Below are 18699 nucleotides of genomic sequence, written 5' to 3'. Positions count from 1 at the left end.
CGGAGTTGACGGGCGCGTGCCGAGACTCCGGAAGGTTTCGCATTTCGCATGTCCATTTCTCATTCTGACCACGCCGTCCTGCCCGAGAACGAGACGACCGGCACCGACGAGCTGACGGTCGAGACCGTCGAGACCGTTGAGGTCATCGAGGCCGCGGACGTCGTGGAAGCCGCCGAGCAGGTCGTCGTCGAGACCGAGGCTGCCGCCGAGGCCAAGACCGACGAAGCTGCCGACGCTGCTGACGCTGCCGACGAAGAGGCCAAGACCGGCCCCAGCTTCGCCGACCTCGGTCTGCCCGAGGGCATCGTCCGCAAGCTCGCCCAGAACGGCGTGACCCACCCCTTCCCGATCCAGGCCGCGACCATTCCGGACGCCCTGGCCGGCAAGGACATCCTCGGCCGTGGCCGCACCGGCTCCGGCAAGACGCTCTCCTTCGGTCTGCCGATGCTGGCGACCCTCGCCGAGAGCGGCCGCACCGAGAAGAAGAAGCCCCGCGGCGTCATCCTCACCCCGACCCGTGAGCTCGCGATGCAGGTCGCGGACGCCCTCCAGCCCTACGGCGACGTGCTCGGCCTGAAGATGAAGGTCGTCTGCGGCGGTACGTCGATGGGCAACCAGATCTACGCCCTGGAGCGCGGCGTCGACATCCTCGTCGCCACTCCGGGCCGTCTGCGCGACATCATCAGCCGCGGAGCCTGCTCGCTGGAGAACACCCAGATCGCCGTCCTCGACGAGGCCGACCAGATGTCCGACCTGGGCTTCCTGCCCGAGGTCACGGAGCTGCTCGACCAGGTCCCGTCCGACGGCCAGCGCATGCTGTTCTCGGCCACGATGGAGAACGAGATCTCCACGCTGGTCAAGCGCTACCTGACCAACCCGGTGACGCACGAGGTCGACAGCGCCCAGGGCAACGTCACGACCATGACGCACCACATCCTCATCGTGAAGCCCCGCGACAAGGCGCCCGTCACGGCCGCCATCGCCGCGCGCAAGGGCCGCACGATCATCTTCGTCCGCACCCAGCTGGGCGCCGACCGCATCGCCGAGCAGCTCTGCGAGTCCGGCGTGAAGGCCGACGCGCTGCACGGCGGCATGACGCAGGGCGCCCGTACGCGCGTCCTCGAGGACTTCAAGAAGGGCTACGTCAACGCCCTCGTCGCCACGGACGTCGCCGCGCGCGGCATCCACGTCGACGGCATCGACCTGGTCCTGAACGTCGACCCGGCCGGCGACCACAAGGACTACCTGCACCGCTCGGGTCGTACGGCCCGAGCCGGCCGCAGCGGCACGGTCGTCTCGCTCTCGCTCCCGCACCAGCGCCGCCAGATCTTCCGCCTGATGGAGGACGCGGGCGTCGACGCCACGCGCCACATCATCAACGGCGGCGGCACCTTCGACCCGGAGGTCGCCGAGATCACCGGCGCCCGCTCGATGACCGAGGTGCAGGCCGACTCCGCGGGCAACGCGGCGACCCAGGCCGAGCGTGAGGTCAAGGACCTCACCAAGGAGCTGGAGCGCGCCCAGCGCCGCGCGACGGAGCTGCGCGAGGAGGCCTCGCGCCTGACCGCGCGCGCCGCCCGCGAGCGTGGCGAGGACCCGGAGACCGCGGTCGCCGAGGCCACCGCCGCCGCCGAGGCCGTCGTCGAGGCCGCTGTCTCCGTTCCGGAGCAGCCCGCCGCCCGCGAGGAGCGTTCCTCGTACAGCCGTCCGCAGCGCGACGAGCGCGGCAACTACGAGCGTGAGCGCCGTGACGACCGCGGTGGCCGTTCTTTCGAGCGTCGTGACGACAACCGTGGCGGTGGCTTCCGTGGCGGCGACCGTCGCGAAGGCGGCGACCGTGGCGGTTTCAACCGTGACCGCGGCAACGACCGTGGCGGCCGTTCTTTCGAGCGTCGTGACGACAACCGTGGCGGTGGCTTCCGTGGCGGCGACCGTCGCGAAGGCGGCGGTTTCAACCGTGACCGCGGCAACGACCGCGGTGGCCGTTCCTTCGAGCGTCGTGACGACAACCGCGGCGGTGGCTTCCGCCGTGACGACAACCGCGGTGGCTCGGGCTTCCGCCGTGACGACCGTCCCTCGGGCGGCTTCCGCGGCGGCGAGCGCCGTGACGACAACCGCGGTGGCTCCGGCTTCCGCCGCGACGACCGCCCCTCCGGCGGCCACCGCGGCAGCGACCGTCCGTTCAACCGTGACCGCCGCGACGACCGCCCTGCAGGCGGCGCCCGCTCCGGCGGCCACGACCGCCCGGCGTTCAACCGCGACCGCTCCGGCACGGGCACCGGCTCCTTCGGCCGCCGCGACGACAAGCCGCGCTGGAAGCGCAACGGCTGACATCGCCCCCGGCCTGACCGGCTGAACTGAATGAAGGGCCCGCATGACGTAACCGTCGTGCGGGCCCTTCGTCGCGCGCGCGGCCCGCAGGGGCGAGCGAGGCGTGTCGATGTCAGTACGTGCTGTTACCTTCAGCTCTTGATCGAGGTGGTGGTCCGGTGGGGAGCCGGACCCGAGGGAGGGGACCCCGTGCATCGTCATGTCTTCGTACGCGGCGCAGTGGCAGTCGTGTTCGCGTCATCGGCCGTCGTCGTCACGCCGTGGGCGGCAGCCGCGGCCGGGAACAGGCCGCCGGACCAGCCGAAGCTGTCCGAGCTCACCACTGGCGGCAAGGAATGCGCGAGCGGGACAGAGAGACCGTACGTACGTACCCGGCCGCAGCTGAACGCCGTGCTCCGTGACCCTGACGCACAGCCGGTCTCCGCGGAGTTCGAGGTCTCCTGGCGGGACGAGGCCGGGGAGAGACAGGTGCGCTCGGCACGGACGACGTCCGCCCGGAGCGGCAGCGAGGCGCGGTGGACCGTCCCGGAGGAGGTGCCCGCGTTCACCGACGTGGACTGGCGCGTGCGGGCCTTCGACGGCACGGCGTGGGGGCCGTGGAGCTCAGACGGCGGCCGCGGCGAGTGCGGGTTCGTGTACGACACGGAGCAGCCCGCGAAGCCTTCGGTGTCTTCGCCGGAGTATCCGGACGACACCACGTCATGGCACGACGGCGTGGGTTCGTACGGCACGTTCACGGTCGACTCCTCGTCGGACGACACCGTGGCGTACGTCTACAACTTCATGGGCGGCAAGCAGCAGACGGCGAAGCCGGAGGAACCGGGAGACCCGGTCGAGCTGCGCTGGATGCCGGAGTCGTCCGGCGTGCACGGGCTCTCTGTCCAGGCGATCGACCGGGCGGGCAATGCGAGCGAACCCACCAGTTACCAGTTCCGGGTGGCCAGCGGCCGTACGCCTGTCGCGCGTTGGAAGCTCGCCGATCCGGCGGGTTCTGTCCGGGCCGACGCCACGGCGGGCGGCAAACCTGCGGAAGCCGGTGGGTCCGTGGTCTTCGGCGCCGACGGGCCGTCCCGTACGGACGTGAAATCCGCGGTGGAGCTGGACGGTTTGGCCGACGCGTATCTGACGTCGGGCACTCCTGCCCTGGACACCACGGGAGCCTTCGCGGTCAGCGCCTGGGTACGCCCGGATGCGGCGGGCCGGGACATGGCGGCGGTCAGCCAGGACGGTGACGAGCGGCCCGCCTTCGCCCTCGGAGCGGATGCCGAGGGGACCTGGTCCTTCGCGCCGGGCGGTGGCACCGGGGTCCGTGCGAAGGGCGGCCTGCCCGAGAGCGGGGAGTGGGCGCACCTGACGGGTGTGTACGACCCGGTGGCGGGGACGGCGCGTCTCTATGTGAACGGGCGCCTCGTCGACACGGCGACGGGCGCCACCGCTCCCGGCGGTTCCGGCGGATTGCAGATAGGCCGGGCGCTCGGCGCCGACGGCCAGGGCCGGCACTGGGACGGGCGGATCGCCGACGTACAGGTGTGGGACCGGGTGATCGTCCCGGCCGAGGCCGCGGAGCTCGGGAAGCGCGCGACCGTACGGGAAGGGTTCTGGCAGCTCGACGAGGCGGCTGCGGGAGCAAGCCCGGAGCACGACGGCCGGCAGCCGATGACGCTGGGCGGGGACGCCCGGATCTACCGCGAGGACGGCGACTGCGACCCCTTGGACCCGACATGCGGACCCGGCGAGATACCGATGGTGGGGGCGGGGCATCTGAAGCTCGACGGCGACGGGGACTTCGCTGCGACGGACGGCCCTGTCGTCGACACCGGTGACAGCTTCTCGCTGGCGGCCCATGTGCGGTTGGACCAGGCCGCGGAGGGGCGCACGATGACGGTTCTGTCGCTGCCGGGCGAGCACAACAGCCTTGCCACGCTGCGCTATACGCCGGAGCAGCAGAGCTGGGAGCTGACCCTGGCCGACGAGGACCGGGCCGGAGCCGGAACGACGAAGCTGACGGCGGACAACGACTGGGCGTCGAGCGGCGATGATCACCACCTGGCTGTGGTGTACGACGCCGGTGCCGACGAAGTCCTGCTCTACGTGAACGGGCAGCTGTCGGTGAAGGCGCCGTTCCGTCACAGCTGGCGTGCCGCGGGCGGGTTGCACATCGGCCGTGCTGCGTCGACGAACGGCTGGGGCGAGTATCTGCACGGCGCCGTCGACGAAGTACACGCGTACGCGGGAGCGCTCAGTGAGCGGCAAGTGACGATACTGCGCGCGGGTGGCACAACGGACTGAGCCGTGGGGCCTCCCGAGCGGGCCCTTCCCGGGCCCCTCCCGGGCCCGTCGCGGGACGCGCGACGGGCCCGGGAAGCGATACCCGATCGGACGACGCGACCTGTCCGGCTATGCTCGGGGGGTGCATCCGCACGGACCGTTAGCTCAATTGGCAGAGCAGTGGACTTTTAATCCATTGGTTGTGGGTTCGAGTCCCACACGGTCTACCACTCAGGCCCAGGTCAGAAGCTTCTGACCTGGGCCTGTGGCGTCAACCCCGGTCGGTGGCGGCGTTCTTCCTGCGCAGGGCGAGGCCGTCCAGGACGCGGTTGAGGCCGTAGGTGAAGTTGTCCTCGCGGGTTTCGGATGCCCGCGTATCGCGCTGCGCGGCGTACAAAGTGCGCAGCCGGGGGTAGGCCTCGACAGATTTTTCGAGTGCGGGCCGCAGTTGCTCCACCCACTCCTGCTCGCTCCTGCCGCTGCGGGCGAGCGAGGTGAGCCAGGCCGCTTCGGTGGTCGTCATGCCGATGACGTACGAGAACAGCGTGGTGACCGCGCGGTCGGCCTCTTCGAGGGTGAAGCCGCCGGCTTCCAGCATGCCGAGCATGCCGTCGGAGAGCCGCATCATGTTCGGGCCGAGATGGGCCACGCCCGTCTCGCCGAGCACGGAGACGATCCAGGGATGGGCGAGGATCGTCGAGCGGATGGTCTCCGCGCAGGCGATCGTGGCCGTCCGCCACCCGGCGGGGTCGGTGGAGGCCGCGAGCTCCGCGGGGTCCGGGACGCGCATCTCGCCGTAGACCGCGTCCACGACCAGCTCGATCAGCTCGTCCTTGTTGGCCACGTGCGTGTAGAGCGAGGTGGCGCCCGCGTTGAGGCGGGTGCCGAGCTTGCGCATGCTGAGGGCGTCCATCCCCTCGGCGTCGAGCAGCCGGACGGCCTCGGCGACGATCTGTCCGCGGCTCAGCGCCGGCTGCTCCCGGCGCCGTCGCTCGGGGCGGGTCCACACCGAGAGGGCCTGCTTGTCGTCCGCGTTGTCCGCCGGCATACGGCGCCCTCCATCGATCGAGTTACGGGTTCCGTCGGGTCCCGTCGGGTCCCGTCGAGACTCGTCAGAGTAGCCCGTGGGCGAACACCGTACGTAGTCGCGTACGGCGTGCGGCTGCTCGCTCGAACGTGGCCGATCCGGAGGTACAGCACGAGTTCCGTACGACGGGCTCTCGTGATGGTGCTCGTGCCGTTGCTGATCGGCGTCTCGGCAGCCCGCGGCGGATCCGGCAGCGGACGCCCGCCCCGCCGGGCAGACAACCCTGGCTCGCGGCGTTCGAGCAGATGCGGGCCAGCAAGTACGCCGCGGCCGACTTCAGCGGCAACTGGGATCTCCTGATGGCCGACGCGACCGCCAACATGGCGGTCTTCCTCGACGACCACGAGTCCTTCGAGAAGGCCGTCACACATTTCCGGACCCGCGTGCCGGCCTACTTCTATCTGAAGTCGGACGGGCCGCTGCCCGCATCGCCCGCGAACAGCGGCATCAACACCCCGGAGAAACTCCGGAAGTACTGGTTCGGGCAGCGGACTTTCGCCGACGGGCTCTCCCGGGAGACCTGCCGGAACTTCAAGCACGCCGGCTACTCCCTCGCCGCCACCGCACACATCGCCGAGACGGCCTGGCATCAGGGCGTGGACCTGTACGGCGAGGTCAAGGAGCGGTTGCTGGCCGCGCTCGCAAGGTGCGGCGGGGCATGGGGCCCGACAGCGAGGTGGGCCTCAACCACCGAGAACGCGTGAGCGGCGGGTCCGTTCGCCCCGGGTTATCAACCGGTTCGCTTTCACTCCCCCTGATGGCGTAGAGTTGCATTCAACGGCGCGGGGTGGAGCAGCTCGGTAGCTCGCTGGGCTCATAACCCAGAGGTCGCAGGTTCAAATCCTGTCCCCGCTACTAAAAACCGGAGGCCCGGATCCAGTAATGGATCCGGGCCTCCGGTGTTTTTCGCATGCATACGTGCGTGCATACGTTCGTGATAGACGCGCGTGTGCCGAAAGCGACGCAGGCGCCACCCGGTCGGCCCACACCGGTCGCCCGCCGCCGCCGCTCCGGGAACCCTGGACGAGCGTGGTCATGGATCTGGTCCTGGCCGCGGAACTCGGCGGGAGAGACCGGTGGGGCAGCGAGGAGGAAGCGGCGACGGCGGGGGCGCGGGCAGATCCGTGCGCCGAGTTCCCGGCAGGGGGCCGCGCATGGGTTCCGGCCAGGGGCGACCCCGGTCGGGCTCCGGCACGGGGCCCGTCGTCAGGCATGAGCGGACGTTCGTGCGCGCCCTTCCGCTGCTGCTCGTCGTCGCCGGGGTCGTCTACGACGTCGCGACCCCGGCCGCGTTCACGGCGGCGCCCCTCTTCACCGCGGCCCCGCTCATCGCCGCCCCGTTCTACTCGCTGCTCGGTACGGCCCTGGTCGGCCTGATCTCCTGCGCCACCGTCCTCGTACTGCACTACAAGACCAGCACCACCACCGACGTCGAAGCCGTCACCGAACTGCTCACGGTCCTCACCGTGTCCGTGCTCGCCGTCCTGATCAACCGCGTGGTGTGCCGCAGCGACGAACAGCTCGCCTCCGCGCGCTCCATCGCCGAGGCGGCCCAGCGCGCCGTACTGCCGCAGCCGGACCCCCGGATCGGCGGGCTCGACGTCGCGGCGCGGTACGAGGCCGCGGAGGCCGACGCGTTCATCGGGGGCGATCTGTACGCCGTGCAGGACACCTCGCACGGCGTACGCGTCATCGTCGGCGACGTACGGGGCAAGGGCATGGGCGCGGTGGCGGCCGTCGCCGTCGTCATCGGGGCCTTCCGGGAGGCCGCAGAGCAGGAGGCCACGCTGGAGGCGGTGGCGCAGCGCCTCGAACGGGCGCTCGCGCGGGAGGGCATGCGGCGCGACGGCCTCGACGCCTTCGAGGGGTTCACCACCGCCGTCCTCGCGGAGATCCCGCACGGCGGAGGCCGCGTACGCCTCATCAATCGCGGACACCCCGGCCCGCTGCTCCTGCGCGGTGACGGACGGCTGTGCGTCCTGTCCGCGACCGAGCCCGCACTGCCGCTCGGGATGGGCGACCTGGGGGCCTGGCCGGACCGGGCGGACGAAACGGAGTTCCCGCCGGGGGCGACGCTGCTGCTCTACACCGACGGGCTCTCCGAAGCGCGCGACCGGCGGGGCGAGTTCTACGATCCGGCGGCCCGGCTCGGCGGCCGCATCTTCCCCGGCCCCGACGGCCCGGACGCGCTCCTGTCCACGCTCACCGAGGAAGTGTGGCGGCACACCGGGGGCGGCACGACCGACGACATGGCGCTGCTCGCGGTACGGCGGCCTTCGGCACCGAGGCCCTACGGCGGCTGACGGAGCTCGACGCGGGGCAGCAAAGATCGATGTCACCGGACGTGACTGAAGGACACCACTCCGCATAACAACTGACGTACTGTCAAGGAGATGTGAAGCTCCGGTGTGTGAAGAAGTGGCGTCAACTCGCCCCGTTCCGAACCCTCGTGTCCCGATAAGTACACGCCGCGAGCGTTAACGATCAGTCGGAACAGCTTGGAATACGACCCTGCTGTCTATTAACGTTCGATAACGCAGCGCGGTCGTCCCAGCCGTCACTCGAGGCGGCTCCGCGCGCACGCGCCTAATCCCGAAAGGGAGCCGGGGAACCACTAATTGGGGTGAATCGGGCATCTGTGCATTCGTGCCGGGTGTTCGTAGGAGACCTTCCTGCTCCGAACCCGTCAGCTAACCCGGTAGGCGAGAAGGAAGGAAAGGAGTGCGCCCCCGTGGCGTCCAACCGCCCTGCCCCCCAAGGCGCGTACGTACCGAATGACGACGATTTCGGTGGGTATGACGAAAATTCCTGGGAGGAATGGAACCCCACCGAGGAGTCCATCCGTCCCGTCCGCGGCAGGCACCGCGTCCACAAGCGGGGTGGTGGCGGGCTCGCCCGCAGCTCCACGGTCCTCGGCGTAGGCGTCATCGCCGCCGTCGGCGCGGGCGGCATAGCCACCGCGCAGGGCGGCAAGCCCCCGGTCTCCATCGAGATGCCGGACATGTCGGCCGTCACGGACTCGCTGCCGGAGGCCGAATCGCTGCCCGGCGTGGGCTCCCTGATATCCGGCTCCGACGAATCCTCCGACTCCGCCGCCGCGGGCAACGGCGTGACGGTTGCCGCCGCGCCGCTCAGCACCGCGGGACTCAGCACCGCCGACGCGGAGCAGGGCACCACGGACGCGGGCGAGGCGCTGCGGGCGCGCATCATGGAGCAGGCGGAGAACCAGCAGGACCAGGCGGACGACGCGGTCCAGAAGGCCGCCGAGGAAGCCGCCGTCAAGCAGGCCGCCGAACAGGCCGCCGCCGAGCAGTCCGCGGCCGAGAAGAAGATCGCCGCCGAGAAGGCCGCCGCGAAGAAGAAGGCCGAGGCGGAGGCCAAGAAGAAGGCCGAGGCGGAGCGCCTGGCCAAGCTCGCGAAGAGCTACACCCTCCCCGTCGCCTCGTACACGCTCACCGGCACCTTCGGTCAGCCCGGCTCCATGTGGTCCTCCGGCTACCACACCGGCCTGGACTTCGCGGCTCCGACCGGTACGCCCATCAAGGCCATCCACTCCGGCACCATCAAGGAGGCCGGCTGGGCGGGGGCGTACGGCTACCGCACGGTCCTCGAACTCGACGACGGCACCGAGCTCTGGTTCTGCCACCAGTCCTCGATGAACGTCAGCGCCGGCCAGAAGGTCACCACCGGCGAGACCATCGGCCGCGTCGGCGCGACCGGCAACGTCACCGGCGCCCACCTCCACCTGGAGGTCCACCCGGGCGGCGACTCCACCGGTGTCGACCCGGCGGCGTGGCTGCGCGGCAAGGGCCAGTCGATCTGAGGCAATCCCGAAACCCCGGCGGTCCTGGCGACAACCCCCCGACGTCAGGGCTGCCGGTTCGCCGTGCCCGCCGCCATCCGGGTGCTACGCGCCGGTGCCGCGGAATTCGGTGATCCTTATGGGCGTTGAGCCCCATATGACTTCTCTCCGCAAGCTCGGCTCGTCCGACCTCGAGGTCTTCCCGCTCGCCCTCGGCGGCAACGTCTTCGGCTGGACGGCCGACGAAGCCCAGTCCTTCTCGGTGCTCGACGCCTACACCGCGGCCGGCGGCAACTTCATCGACACCGCCGACGTCTACTCGGCCTGGGCGGACGGCAACAAGGGCGGCGAGTCCGAGACCGTCATCGGCAACTGGCTCGCGGCACGCGGCAACCGTTCCGACGTCGTGCTCGCCACCAAGGTCGGCGCCCACCCCCAGTACAAGGGCCTGTCCCCGAACGCCATCAAGGCCGGTGCCGAGGAGTCGCTGCGCCGTCTGCGCACCGACTACATCGACCTCTACTACACGCACTACGACGACCCGTCCGTCTCCGTCGAGGAGATCATCGGCGCGCTCGACGACCTGGTGACGTCCGGCAAGGTGCGCGCCATCGCCGCGTCGAACGTATCCCCCGAGCGGCTCCAGGAGTTCCTCGACTTCTCCGACCGCGAGGGCCTCGCGCGCTACGTCGCGCTCCAGCCGCACTACAACCTCGTCTCGCGCGACACCTACGAGGGCTCGCTGCAGGAGGTCGCCTCACGCGCGGGGCTCGCCGCCGTCCCGTACTACGCACTCGCCTCCGGCTTCCTGACCGGCAAGTACCGGCCGGGCGCGCAGGTCGACAGCGCGCGGGCCGCGGGCGCGGGCAAGCACCTGGAGACCGAGCGCGGCCGGCGCGTGCTCGCCGCGCTCGACGCGATCGCCAAGGACCGTGGCGCCGAGCACGCGACCGTGGCCCTGGCGTGGCTCGCGGCGCAGCCGACGGTGGCGGCGCCGATCGCGTCGGCCCGTACGGTCGAGCAGCTGCCCGCGCTGCTGGCGGTGGGGGACCTGGAGCTGACGGAGGCCGAGGTGTCGGCGCTCACCGAGGCTTCCGCCTAGCCGTTTACCGCTCGCTGCTCGCTGCTTGCCGCTAGCCGCGGTAGGGGTTGTACGCGGGGTAGGGCATCGCCGGTCGCGCGTACGGATATCCGTACAGGTGGGGCTGCTGCTGTGGATAGGGCTGTTGGTGCCCGTACGACTGCTGGTACCCGTACGGCTGCTGATATCCGTACGGCGGCGGCATCGGTACCAGCACCGGTGCCGTCGCGCGTGCCGCGTAGGCCAGGGCGGGCCGTGCCGCCTCGCGGCGCTCCCACAGCGCGTTCAGCAACTCCCGCTCCCGTACGACGAAATCGGCGCCCGCGCGCCCCTTGCGCCCCCGGTGCCGCAGGAGCGCGAGAGAGGTCGCGTACGCCTCGTACTCCGCGACCGCGCGTGCCGCGGCCTTGCCCTGCGTGTACGAGGCGTAGTCGCGGGCCAGGGTGCGGGCGCGCATGGTGCCGAGGGCGTACGGCTCGGGCGCGGTGAGCCAGCCCGCGAGGACGTACGCGGGCAGTTCGGCCCGCACGATGCGCAGGCCCCGCTGCCTGATCCAGATCACCAGCCAGGTGAGCAGGCCGAACGCGGGCAGCATGAAGGCCGCGTACACGGCGAAGAAGCCGTAGTCCCCGAAGCTCGCAGAGCCGTTCCACAGGGCGTGCAGGCCCATCGCCAGGAGGAGCCCGAGGAGCGGCAGCAGGACGCGGCGCAAGGTCTGCCGGTCGGCGCCGATCGCGGCGATGCCGAAGCCGATGCCGGTGAGCACGGTGAAGAGGGGGTGCGCGAAGGGCGACATCACGACGCGCACGAAGAAGGTCGCGGCCGTCACGGACGCGAGCCCCGTACCGCCGTTGAGCTGGTCGGTGCCGAAGGCGCTGCCGAGATAGAGGATGTTCTCGGTGAACGCGAAGCCGGTGGCGGTCACTCCGGCGATCACCACGCCGTCGAGGACGCCGGTGAACTCGCGTCTGCGGAAGAGGAAGACGAGCAGCACGGCCGCGGCTTTGGCGCTCTCCTCGACGATCGGCGCTATGACCGTCGCGCCGAGGGTGTCGGCGCTGGTGGGGTCGGCGGTGGCGGTGGCTATCCAGCGGGTCGCGAAGCTGTTCGCGACGATGGCTATGAGGGCGGCGGCGCAGGCGCCCCAGGCGAAGGCGAAGATCAGATTCCGCCAGGGGCCCGGCTGGACCCGTTGCAGCCAGCGGAAGGCGGCCACCAGGAGCGGCACGGGCAGGGTCGCGAGGCCGAGCCCGACGAGGAAGCCTTCGGTACCGGTCTGCTCCCGGACCAGGGCCAGGATCACCAGGCCGGACAGGGCGAGCAGCGTGACCAGGGCGGCTGCGCGTATCGCCCGCCGCTGCCACCAGCGCGCGTGCCGCAGCCCGGCGGGCCCGTCGGGGGGCATGGGATGCGGGTACGGAGAACGGGTGGCCACGCGTTGACCCTAACGAGGGACAGGGGTGGGCCGCGACGGTGTCTCAGGTCCCGTGGCCGGTATCTCAGCCCTCTTGGCCGGGTGTGCGGCGGAACAGCAGGTCGTTGACCACGTGCCCCTTGTCCAGGCCCTGGCCCTCGAAGCGGGTGAGGGGGCGGAAGGAGGGGCGGGGCGCGTATCCGCCGTCGGCCTGCGTGTTCTCGAAGGCGGGGTGCGCGGTGAGCACCTCAAGCATCTGCTCGGCGTACGGCTCCCAGTCGGTCGCGCAGTGCAGCAGGGCGCCGGCCTTGAGGCGGGGCGCCACCAGGTCGAGGAAGTCGGGCTGGATGATGCGGCGCTTGTGGTGGCGGGCCTTGGGCCAGGGGTCGGGGAAGTAGACGCGGAGGCCGTCGAGGGAGGCGGGCGGGAGCATTTCGCGGAGCAGGATGACGGCGTCGCCGTTCGCCACGCGGATGTTGTCGAGGCCGTTGCGCTCGGCGAGGCCGAGGAGGTTTCCCTGGCCCGGGGTGTGTACGTCCACCGCCAGGATGCCGGTGTCCGGATCGTCGGCGGCCATCTGCGCGGTGGCCTCGCCCATGCCGAAGCCGATCTCCAGTACGACGGGACGCTCGCCTTGTCCGGTGCGGAACATCTCGGCCAGGTCGAGTACGCGCTTGCCGTCGATGTCCAGGCCCCACTTGGGCCAGAGCCGCTGGAGCGCGTCCGCCTGGCTTGTGGTGACGCGGCTCCTGCGGGGCTGGAAGCTGCGGATCCGCCGCTCGAAGTGCGACCCGGCCGGGTCGGGCGAGGGGCCGTCGGGGAAACGGGGCTCGCTCTTCGGGCGGGGGGCGTGGGGGCGCTCGGGGGCGGCGTTCGGCTCAGACACAGTGGGGGAATTTTAGTCCCCAACCCCGCCCCTTCCCGAAAACCCGCTCTGGCCCGGGGGCCTTGGCCGGCGCTGATCACCGGCTTCGCCGAGTTCGTCCTCAATCACCGGACGGGCCGGGTATAGCCCGGCCGGCGTTTTGAGGCCGGGGATCGCCCCGCAGGGACCGCCCCTACAGCAGCGCCAGCACCCGCCGAGCCACAGCCCTGCCGATGGGGAGAGAAGCCGTAGCCGCGGGCGAGGGCGCATTGAGGACGTGCACCGCCCGCGCCCCCTCCCGGATGAGGAAGTCGTCCACCAGCGTCCCGTCCCGCAGAACGGCCTGCGCCCGCACCCCCGCAGCCGCCGGCACCAGATCATCCGAGGTCACCGCGGGCAGCAGCCTGCGCACCGCGGTGGTGAAGGCGCTCTTGGAGAAGGAGCGCCGGACCTCCCCCGCCCCGTACCGCCAGTGCCGCCCGGCCATCCGCCAGGCGCCCGGCCAGCTCACCGTGCCCGCCAGCTCGCGGGGCCGCACGACATCCCAGCCGTACCCCTCACGGGCCAGCGCCGGCACCGCGTTGGGCCCCACGTGGACCCCGCCACCGATGCCCCGCGTCAGATGCACCCCCAGAAAGGGGAAAGCCGGGTCCGGCACCGGATACACCAGGCCCCGCACCAGGTCGGGCCGCGTCAGATCGAAGTACTCGCCCCGGAAGGGCACGATCCGCATACCGGGGTCGTCACCGGCCAGCATCGCGACCCGGTCGCAGTGCAGTCCGGCGCAGTTGACCAGGACCTTCCCCCGCACCACCGAACCGTCGGCCGTACGAACGGCCACCCCGAGCGCCGCGCGTCGGTCGATGCGGACGACCTCCGACCCGTAACGGACCTCTGCCCCCGAAGCGTCCGCGAGCCGCCCCGCCACCGAGCCGTAGTCACATATGCCGGTCGTCCCGACCTGGATCGCGGCGAGGCCCCGGACCTCGGGTTCGTACTCCGCGATCTGGGCGGGGCCCAGCTCCCGCACCGGGATGCCGTTCTCCCGGCCGCGCTGGACGAGGGCGTGCAGGCGGGTCAGCTCGGCGCGCTCCGTGGCGACGATCAGCTTGCCGGTGACCTCGTGCGCGATGCCGTACTCCGCGCAGAACTTGACCATCTCGGCGGCGCCCCGCACCGCGTACCGCGCCTTGAGGGAGCCCGGGCGGTAGTAGATCCCGCTGTGGATCACTCCGCTGTTGCGTCCCGTCTGGTGCCGGGCGGGGCCCGGCTCCTTCTCCAGGACGGTGACCCGCGTCCCCGGCGCGGCGCGCGTGATGGCGTACGCCGTCGAGAGACCGACGATCCCGCCGCCGATCACCAGCACATCGCAGTCGTACGTGACCGCTCGGACCATCCCGCATCACCTCCCACACCGATAGTGCACTGCGCCACTGACAACGCCTCCAAACCCGGCGAGGACCACGGGGTTACAAGGGGCGTAAGAGCTGTCGCCGTCCCGGCGGTGCACGAGGACTAATTACGCGGGCGCCATCAGCAGCGGCCGTGCCCGCTCCCGCAGCTCCACCACCCTGGGCTCGTCGCCGTACGGCTCCAGGCGGTGCAGCAAGTCCTTCACGTACTCCGTGGTCCGCGCGGACGAGATGCGCCCCGCCACCTCAAGGGCCCGCGTGCCCTGCTCGCAGGCCGCGTCGAGATTCCCCGACTCCAGCTCGGCGACCGCCGACACCACGAGCCGCAGACCGTGCGAGCGCACGAACTCCTCCGTCGGCCGTGAGAGCGCCTGCTCCGTGAAGCGCCGCACCTGGCGGGGCGCCTTCAGGTCGCGATAGCACTCGGCGGCGTCCGCCGCGAAGCGGTCGTATCCGTAGAAGCCGAGCCACGAGGGGTCGTTGTCGCCGTCCCGCGCCCGCTCCAGCCAGCCCTCGGCCGCCCGGAGGGCCGCGCCGGCCGCCTGCGCGTCGTTGGCGCGCGCGTGCGCGCGTGCCTCGACGAGGCGGAAGAAGCTCATCGTGCGTGCCGTGGCCAGGCCGCGGTTGCGCTCCAGGGCCGCCTGCGCGAGGTCGACGCCCTCGTCGCCGAAGCCGCGGTAGGTCGCCTGGAGGGACATGGAGGCGAGGACGTACCCCCCTAAGGGCACGTCGGCCGCCGCGCGGGCCAGGCGCAGGGCCTGGATGTAGTAGCGCTGGGCGGCCTCCTGCTGGCCGGTGTCGAAGGCCATCCAGCCGGCCAGGCGCGTCAGCTCGGCGGATGCCCCGAAGAGCGAGCGGCCCACCTCGTCGGAGTACGAGCCGAGCAGCAGGGGCGCCGCCTCGACCCGCAGGCACTCCGGGACCATCGACGAGCGCCAGTCGCCGCCGCCGTACTTGGAGTCCCAGCGCCTGGCGTCCTCGGCGGCCTCCCGCAGCTTCACCACGTCGCTGTGGCCGACCTTGAGCGGCTGGCCGCTGTTCGCGCCGTCGGCGCCTTCGGCGGGGTGGACCAGCTCGCGCGGCTCGTCCGCCGTGGCGTCACGGGCGACCGAGCTGTCGGCCGGAGTTATCAGCCAGCGCGATGCCGGGGTGGCGTACGCGCTCACGGCGAAGGAGCCGGCGAGGGACTGCCAGATGCCGCCGCTGCCCGCGCGCCTGCCCGCCAGGTCGAGGCGGTAGAGCTCGGTCGCCGACTTGACCGCGGCGCCCACGTCGCGCGGGAAGGCCAGGCCCACCTCGGGCGCAGGATCGGCGTCGGCGAGCCCGATCTCGTGCAGCGGGACGGGACGGCCGAGCTTCTGCCCGATGGCCGCGGCGATGAGGTGCGGGGCGGCGCCCTGCGGCACCATGCCCTTGGACACCCACCGGGCCACGGACGTCTTGTCGTACCGAAGGGTCAACCCGCGTTGGGCGCCGAGGTCGTTGACCCTGCGCGCGAGTCCGGCGTTGCTGATTCCCGCGAGGGCGAGAACGGTGCCGAGCTTTTCGTTCGGCCCGCGTTGCTCCCTGGACATGGCCACCCCTCGACACAGACGGCTGCCGTGCAGTGGCTTGACCGCGCGGCATTCGTGCTGCGTTCCCCCAGGGACAGCGGCGTCCGCGACAACGACCGCCGTGGCCCGGGGCCATCGGCCGCAAGAGCATTTGGCCGAGCCCCCAGGTATATGCCTCCGCGAAAACATCAGCACACACAGCGTAGTTCGCCGAATCCCAAGCGTTAAGAGGCGTAGTTCCGTATGGCGAGATTGTTGCCGGTAGGGAAGTACGGGAGTGCCGGGGTGTGCTCCCGGTGTGTGGCCGTGCGCCCGCATGTGCGCTCTTCACCGGCCATAAGGGGAGCGCTTCCATAGATGGTGCGTGGGTCGGCCCGCTGCGCTGGAGTCAGCGGGCTGGGGGACGCCGCCGCCTCCATCCCCGCGGGCGGCGGACCAGTCCGGGGGGCGGGCAACGCCTCCCGGACTGTGTGTTGCCGGTTACGGTTCCGGCACGCGAGCACCATCCGCTGATTTGGCCGAAAATCGCCGTCCCGGAAGGCGGGGCGGAGCAGCCCCGGTCAAGCAAAAGGGCGTGGTCGCGCCCTTCAAGTACCGCTCCCCGGCGACACATTAAGGGGAGTGTGAGCACCTCCGTAGCCACTCCCGCACGCCTCCTTCGTGGCAGCATGGGACCCCAGTTCTTCGATGCACTGGTTGTCCACGGCCTGTGGAGGCAACATGCGGTGGTTGGTGGGGTGGAGCAGCACTGCCGCGAGGGCTTCGGTGGTGGGCTCGGCCGGAGCCACCGGTGAGAACGGCGAGACCGTGCACCCCGTGGGCTCCCAACTCCTGTGGGGGGACCCCGATCCGCTCTGGGCCGTCGGCGACTGGCGCGCCGACGAGGTGCGGACGGTGAAGGCCGACGAGCAGACGCGCATCGCGGTCCTCGGCACCTGCGGCGCGAGCGACGAGGAGCTGCGGGTCGGCCTGTTCGCGGCACGCGGGGGCGCGTTGCGGCACCTGACCGCATGGCCCGGCAGCTATACCGCGGTCGTCCAGGTCGGGCGCCGCGTCATGATCGCCGGCGACCTGGCGGGCGCGCGCCCGGTCTTCTACACCCCCTGGGCCGACGGCACGGCCTTCGCGACCGCCGCGCTGCCCCTTGCCGACCTCATCGAGGCCCACCTCGACATCGGCCACCTCGCGGCGCTGCTCGCCGCTCCCGACGTGCCGGAGGCGCTGCACGACTCGACGCCCTACCAGGGCGTGCGGCGCGTGCCACCGGGGCATGCGCTGATCCTGCGCGCGGGCGCACGGGAGATCGCGGGGTACGAACACGTGGCGTCCCTCGCGGTCGCCGCGCCCGCCGCCGACGCGACCACCGCCGTGGACGGCGTCCGGGACGCCCTCGTGGAGGCGGTACGCACCCGGCTCGGCGCCCCGCGGCACGTCCCCGGAGCGACCGGCGTCGACCCCGGCCCCGTGCCCGGCATGGGCCCCGCCGAGCGGCGCGCGGCACGCGGGATGCCGGTGCCCGGCATCGGCGCCGACCTCTCCGGAGGGCCCGCGTCCGGCACCCTCGCGCTGCTCGCGGCGGGCCTTCCGGGGATGCCCGGTACGGTCCTCGGCCACGGCACGGGCGCGGGGGAGCGGCTCCTCGCCGTCACCTTCAACGACCTCGCGATCAACGGCCGCGAGGCCGAGCTCGAACGGGCGGGCGCCATCGCGGCAAACCCCCGTCTGCACCACGTGGTGGTCGCCGCGGGCGAAGAAGCCCTCCCGTACGCGGACTTGGACGGCCCTCTGACGGACGAGCCGAGCGCCACCCTCGTCACGGCCCAGCGCCACCGTGCGCGGCTCTCCTCGGGGAGCGCGGACCACTTCACGGGGTACGGCGCGCGGCAGGTCCTCGACGCGCATCCGGCCCGCCTCGCCGACCTCCTGATGGACCGCAGACGGCGCCATCTGGTGCGCCCCGTGGCGGCCTTGGCGAAGGCGGACGGCTCCGCCGCGGGCTCCGTCATGGTTCCCGCGCGCGTGTACGGCGCCGCGCGCAAGCTCTCCCGGATGTCCTACCGCGCGGGCGTCGATTCGCTCGCCGACCGTCTTCTCCAGCGGCGCTTCGACGAGCCCGGCGGGGCGGTGGGCGCGTCGATGGCCGCCCTGGCGTGGGCGCGGCCGGGGCCGGCCGCCCGCTGGCTGACGGGCGAGGCGCTGGCAGAAGTATCGGTTCGCCTCCATGACACGACCGGCCGGCCCGGCGCCGGACCCGGCCAGCGCCCCGGAGAGTTCCGCGCCCGCGCGGCGCTCGCCCGGCACGCCGCCGACCTGCGCGTCCTCGAACAGGCCGCCGAGGTCCGCTTCCAGCGCCTGCACGCGCCGTTCCTAGACAACCAGGTGGTCCGGGCCTGCCGTGCGCTCCCCGTGGCCATGCGCGTCCAGCCGGGAGCCCGCGCGGCGATCCTGCGTACGGTCCTGGAGGGCGCCGGCGTGGCCGAACTGCCGCCCGGCTGGGGCGCCCCGTCGCACGCGTCGTCCGCCGCCGCCGCCCGCACCGGTCTGCGGGTCTCCCTCGACGACCTGCTGTCCCTCTTCGACACGCCCTTGCTCGCGCAGGCGGGCCTGGTGGAGGCGCGCGTGGTCCGCAAGGCGCTGCGCGCGGCCTCGGAGGGCGAGCCCCTGCCCCTGGACGGCCTGGCGGACCTGGTCTCCACGGAGCTGTGGCTACGCCGCCTGCTGTCCCGCAGAGGCACCTGCTGGACCGGCACCCCTGCCCGCCAGCGCGCCGTCCCTACGGGGAGCGTCGTGCCGCAGAGGGGGGCGTTGGGGGCGGGGCGGTAGGGGGGGTGCCTCTATGTCCTTCGTCAAGGCGCCCCTGTCGGGGTTGGGATGATTTGGCCTTGC

General features: G+C 71.8%; 12 protein-coding genes, 2 tRNA genes and 1 riboswitch. Of the genes, 9 read left to right on the top strand and 5 right to left on the bottom strand.

What is annotated here, in order from left to right; genetic code table 11:
* Window positions 1-48: 48 nt before the first annotated feature.
* From IE226_RS20845 to IE226_RS20835, 3 genes are all read left to right on the top strand, one after another.
* The gene (locus IE226_RS20845; protein WP_190082829.1) at window positions 49-2331 is read left to right on the top strand and encodes a DEAD/DEAH box helicase; all 2283 of its coding nucleotides are present in this window, start codon (window positions 49-51) and stop codon (window positions 2329-2331) included.
* 189 nt (window positions 2332-2520) lie between these two features.
* Window positions 2521-4620, top strand: coding sequence for a LamG domain-containing protein (locus tag IE226_RS20840; RefSeq protein WP_190082828.1), 2100 nt, complete (start codon window positions 2521-2523; stop codon window positions 4618-4620).
* A gap of 133 nt (window positions 4621-4753) precedes the next feature.
* A tRNA-Lys gene (locus tag IE226_RS20835) sits at window positions 4754-4829 on the top strand.
* A 41-nt stretch (window positions 4830-4870) separates the two neighbouring features.
* Here IE226_RS20835 and IE226_RS20830 read toward each other — a convergent pair.
* Window positions 4871-5647, bottom strand: a complete 777-nt coding sequence (locus IE226_RS20830; protein ID WP_190082827.1) for a TetR/AcrR family transcriptional regulator — start codon at window positions 5645-5647, stop codon at window positions 4871-4873.
* 284 nt (window positions 5648-5931) lie between these two features.
* Between IE226_RS20830 and IE226_RS20825 the strand changes: the two genes are divergently transcribed.
* The 5 genes from IE226_RS20825 to IE226_RS20805 all read left to right on the top strand — a co-directional run bounded on the left by IE226_RS20825 (window position 5932) and on the right by IE226_RS20805 (window position 10590).
* Complete coding sequence (locus tag IE226_RS20825) at window positions 5932-6390, top strand: alginate lyase family protein (RefSeq protein WP_229871369.1); 459 nt, start codon at window positions 5932-5934, stop codon at window positions 6388-6390.
* A gap of 77 nt (window positions 6391-6467) precedes the next feature.
* A tRNA-Met gene (locus tag IE226_RS20820) sits at window positions 6468-6541 on the top strand.
* A 299-nt stretch (window positions 6542-6840) separates the two neighbouring features.
* Window positions 6841-7989, top strand: coding sequence for a PP2C family protein-serine/threonine phosphatase (locus IE226_RS20815; protein ID WP_190082826.1), 1149 nt, complete (start codon window positions 6841-6843; stop codon window positions 7987-7989).
* A 270-nt stretch (window positions 7990-8259) separates the two neighbouring features.
* Window positions 8260-8406, top strand: a riboswitch (cyclic di-AMP (ydaO/yuaA leader).
* Window positions 8407-8417: 11 nt separating this feature from the next.
* Window positions 8418-9509, top strand: coding sequence for a M23 family metallopeptidase (locus IE226_RS20810; RefSeq protein ID WP_190082825.1), 1092 nt, complete (start codon window positions 8418-8420; stop codon window positions 9507-9509).
* A gap of 136 nt (window positions 9510-9645) precedes the next feature.
* Window positions 9646-10590 carry an aldo/keto reductase gene (locus tag IE226_RS20805; protein ID WP_190082824.1) on the top strand — a complete coding sequence of 315 codons (945 nt, stop codon included), beginning with the start codon at window positions 9646-9648 and terminating at the stop codon, window positions 10588-10590.
* A gap of 31 nt (window positions 10591-10621) precedes the next feature.
* On the opposite strand, the gene IE226_RS20800 is transcribed toward IE226_RS20805, so the two are convergent.
* The 4 genes from IE226_RS20800 to IE226_RS20785 all read right to left on the bottom strand — a co-directional run bounded on the left by IE226_RS20800 (window position 10622) and on the right by IE226_RS20785 (window position 15834).
* The gene (locus IE226_RS20800; RefSeq protein ID WP_190082823.1) at window positions 10622-12004 is read right to left on the bottom strand and encodes a PrsW family intramembrane metalloprotease; all 1383 of its coding nucleotides are present in this window, start codon (window positions 12002-12004) and stop codon (window positions 10622-10624) included.
* Window positions 12005-12068: 64 nt separating this feature from the next.
* Window positions 12069-12869, bottom strand: coding sequence for a tRNA (guanosine(46)-N7)-methyltransferase TrmB (trmB, locus tag IE226_RS20795; protein ID WP_190082822.1), 801 nt, complete (start codon window positions 12867-12869; stop codon window positions 12069-12071).
* A gap of 172 nt (window positions 12870-13041) precedes the next feature.
* Entirely contained in the window at window positions 13042-14244 is a 1203-nt protein-coding gene (gene lhgD, locus IE226_RS20790) for an L-2-hydroxyglutarate dehydrogenase (protein WP_190082821.1), read from the bottom strand.
* Window positions 14245-14367: 123 nt separating this feature from the next.
* Window positions 14368-15834, bottom strand: a complete 1467-nt coding sequence (locus IE226_RS20785; RefSeq protein WP_190082820.1) for an NsdA family TPR-like regulatory protein — start codon at window positions 15832-15834, stop codon at window positions 14368-14370.
* A gap of 699 nt (window positions 15835-16533) precedes the next feature.
* Here IE226_RS20785 and IE226_RS20780 point away from each other — a divergent pair.
* Window positions 16534-18636 (top strand): asparagine synthase-related protein, encoded by a 2103-nt coding sequence (locus IE226_RS20780; RefSeq protein ID WP_190082819.1) that lies wholly within the window; start codon window positions 16534-16536, stop codon window positions 18634-18636.
* The last annotated feature ends 63 nt before the right edge of the window (window positions 18637-18699 follow it).

Source organism: Streptomyces longisporoflavus, from assembly GCF_014649775.1.
In the GTDB taxonomy this organism is placed as follows: Bacteria; Actinomycetota; Actinomycetes; order Streptomycetales; family Streptomycetaceae; genus Streptomyces; species Streptomyces longisporoflavus.
Note: the sequence above shows the minus strand (reverse complement) of the source record. Positions and strands in the feature narration are given on the sequence as shown.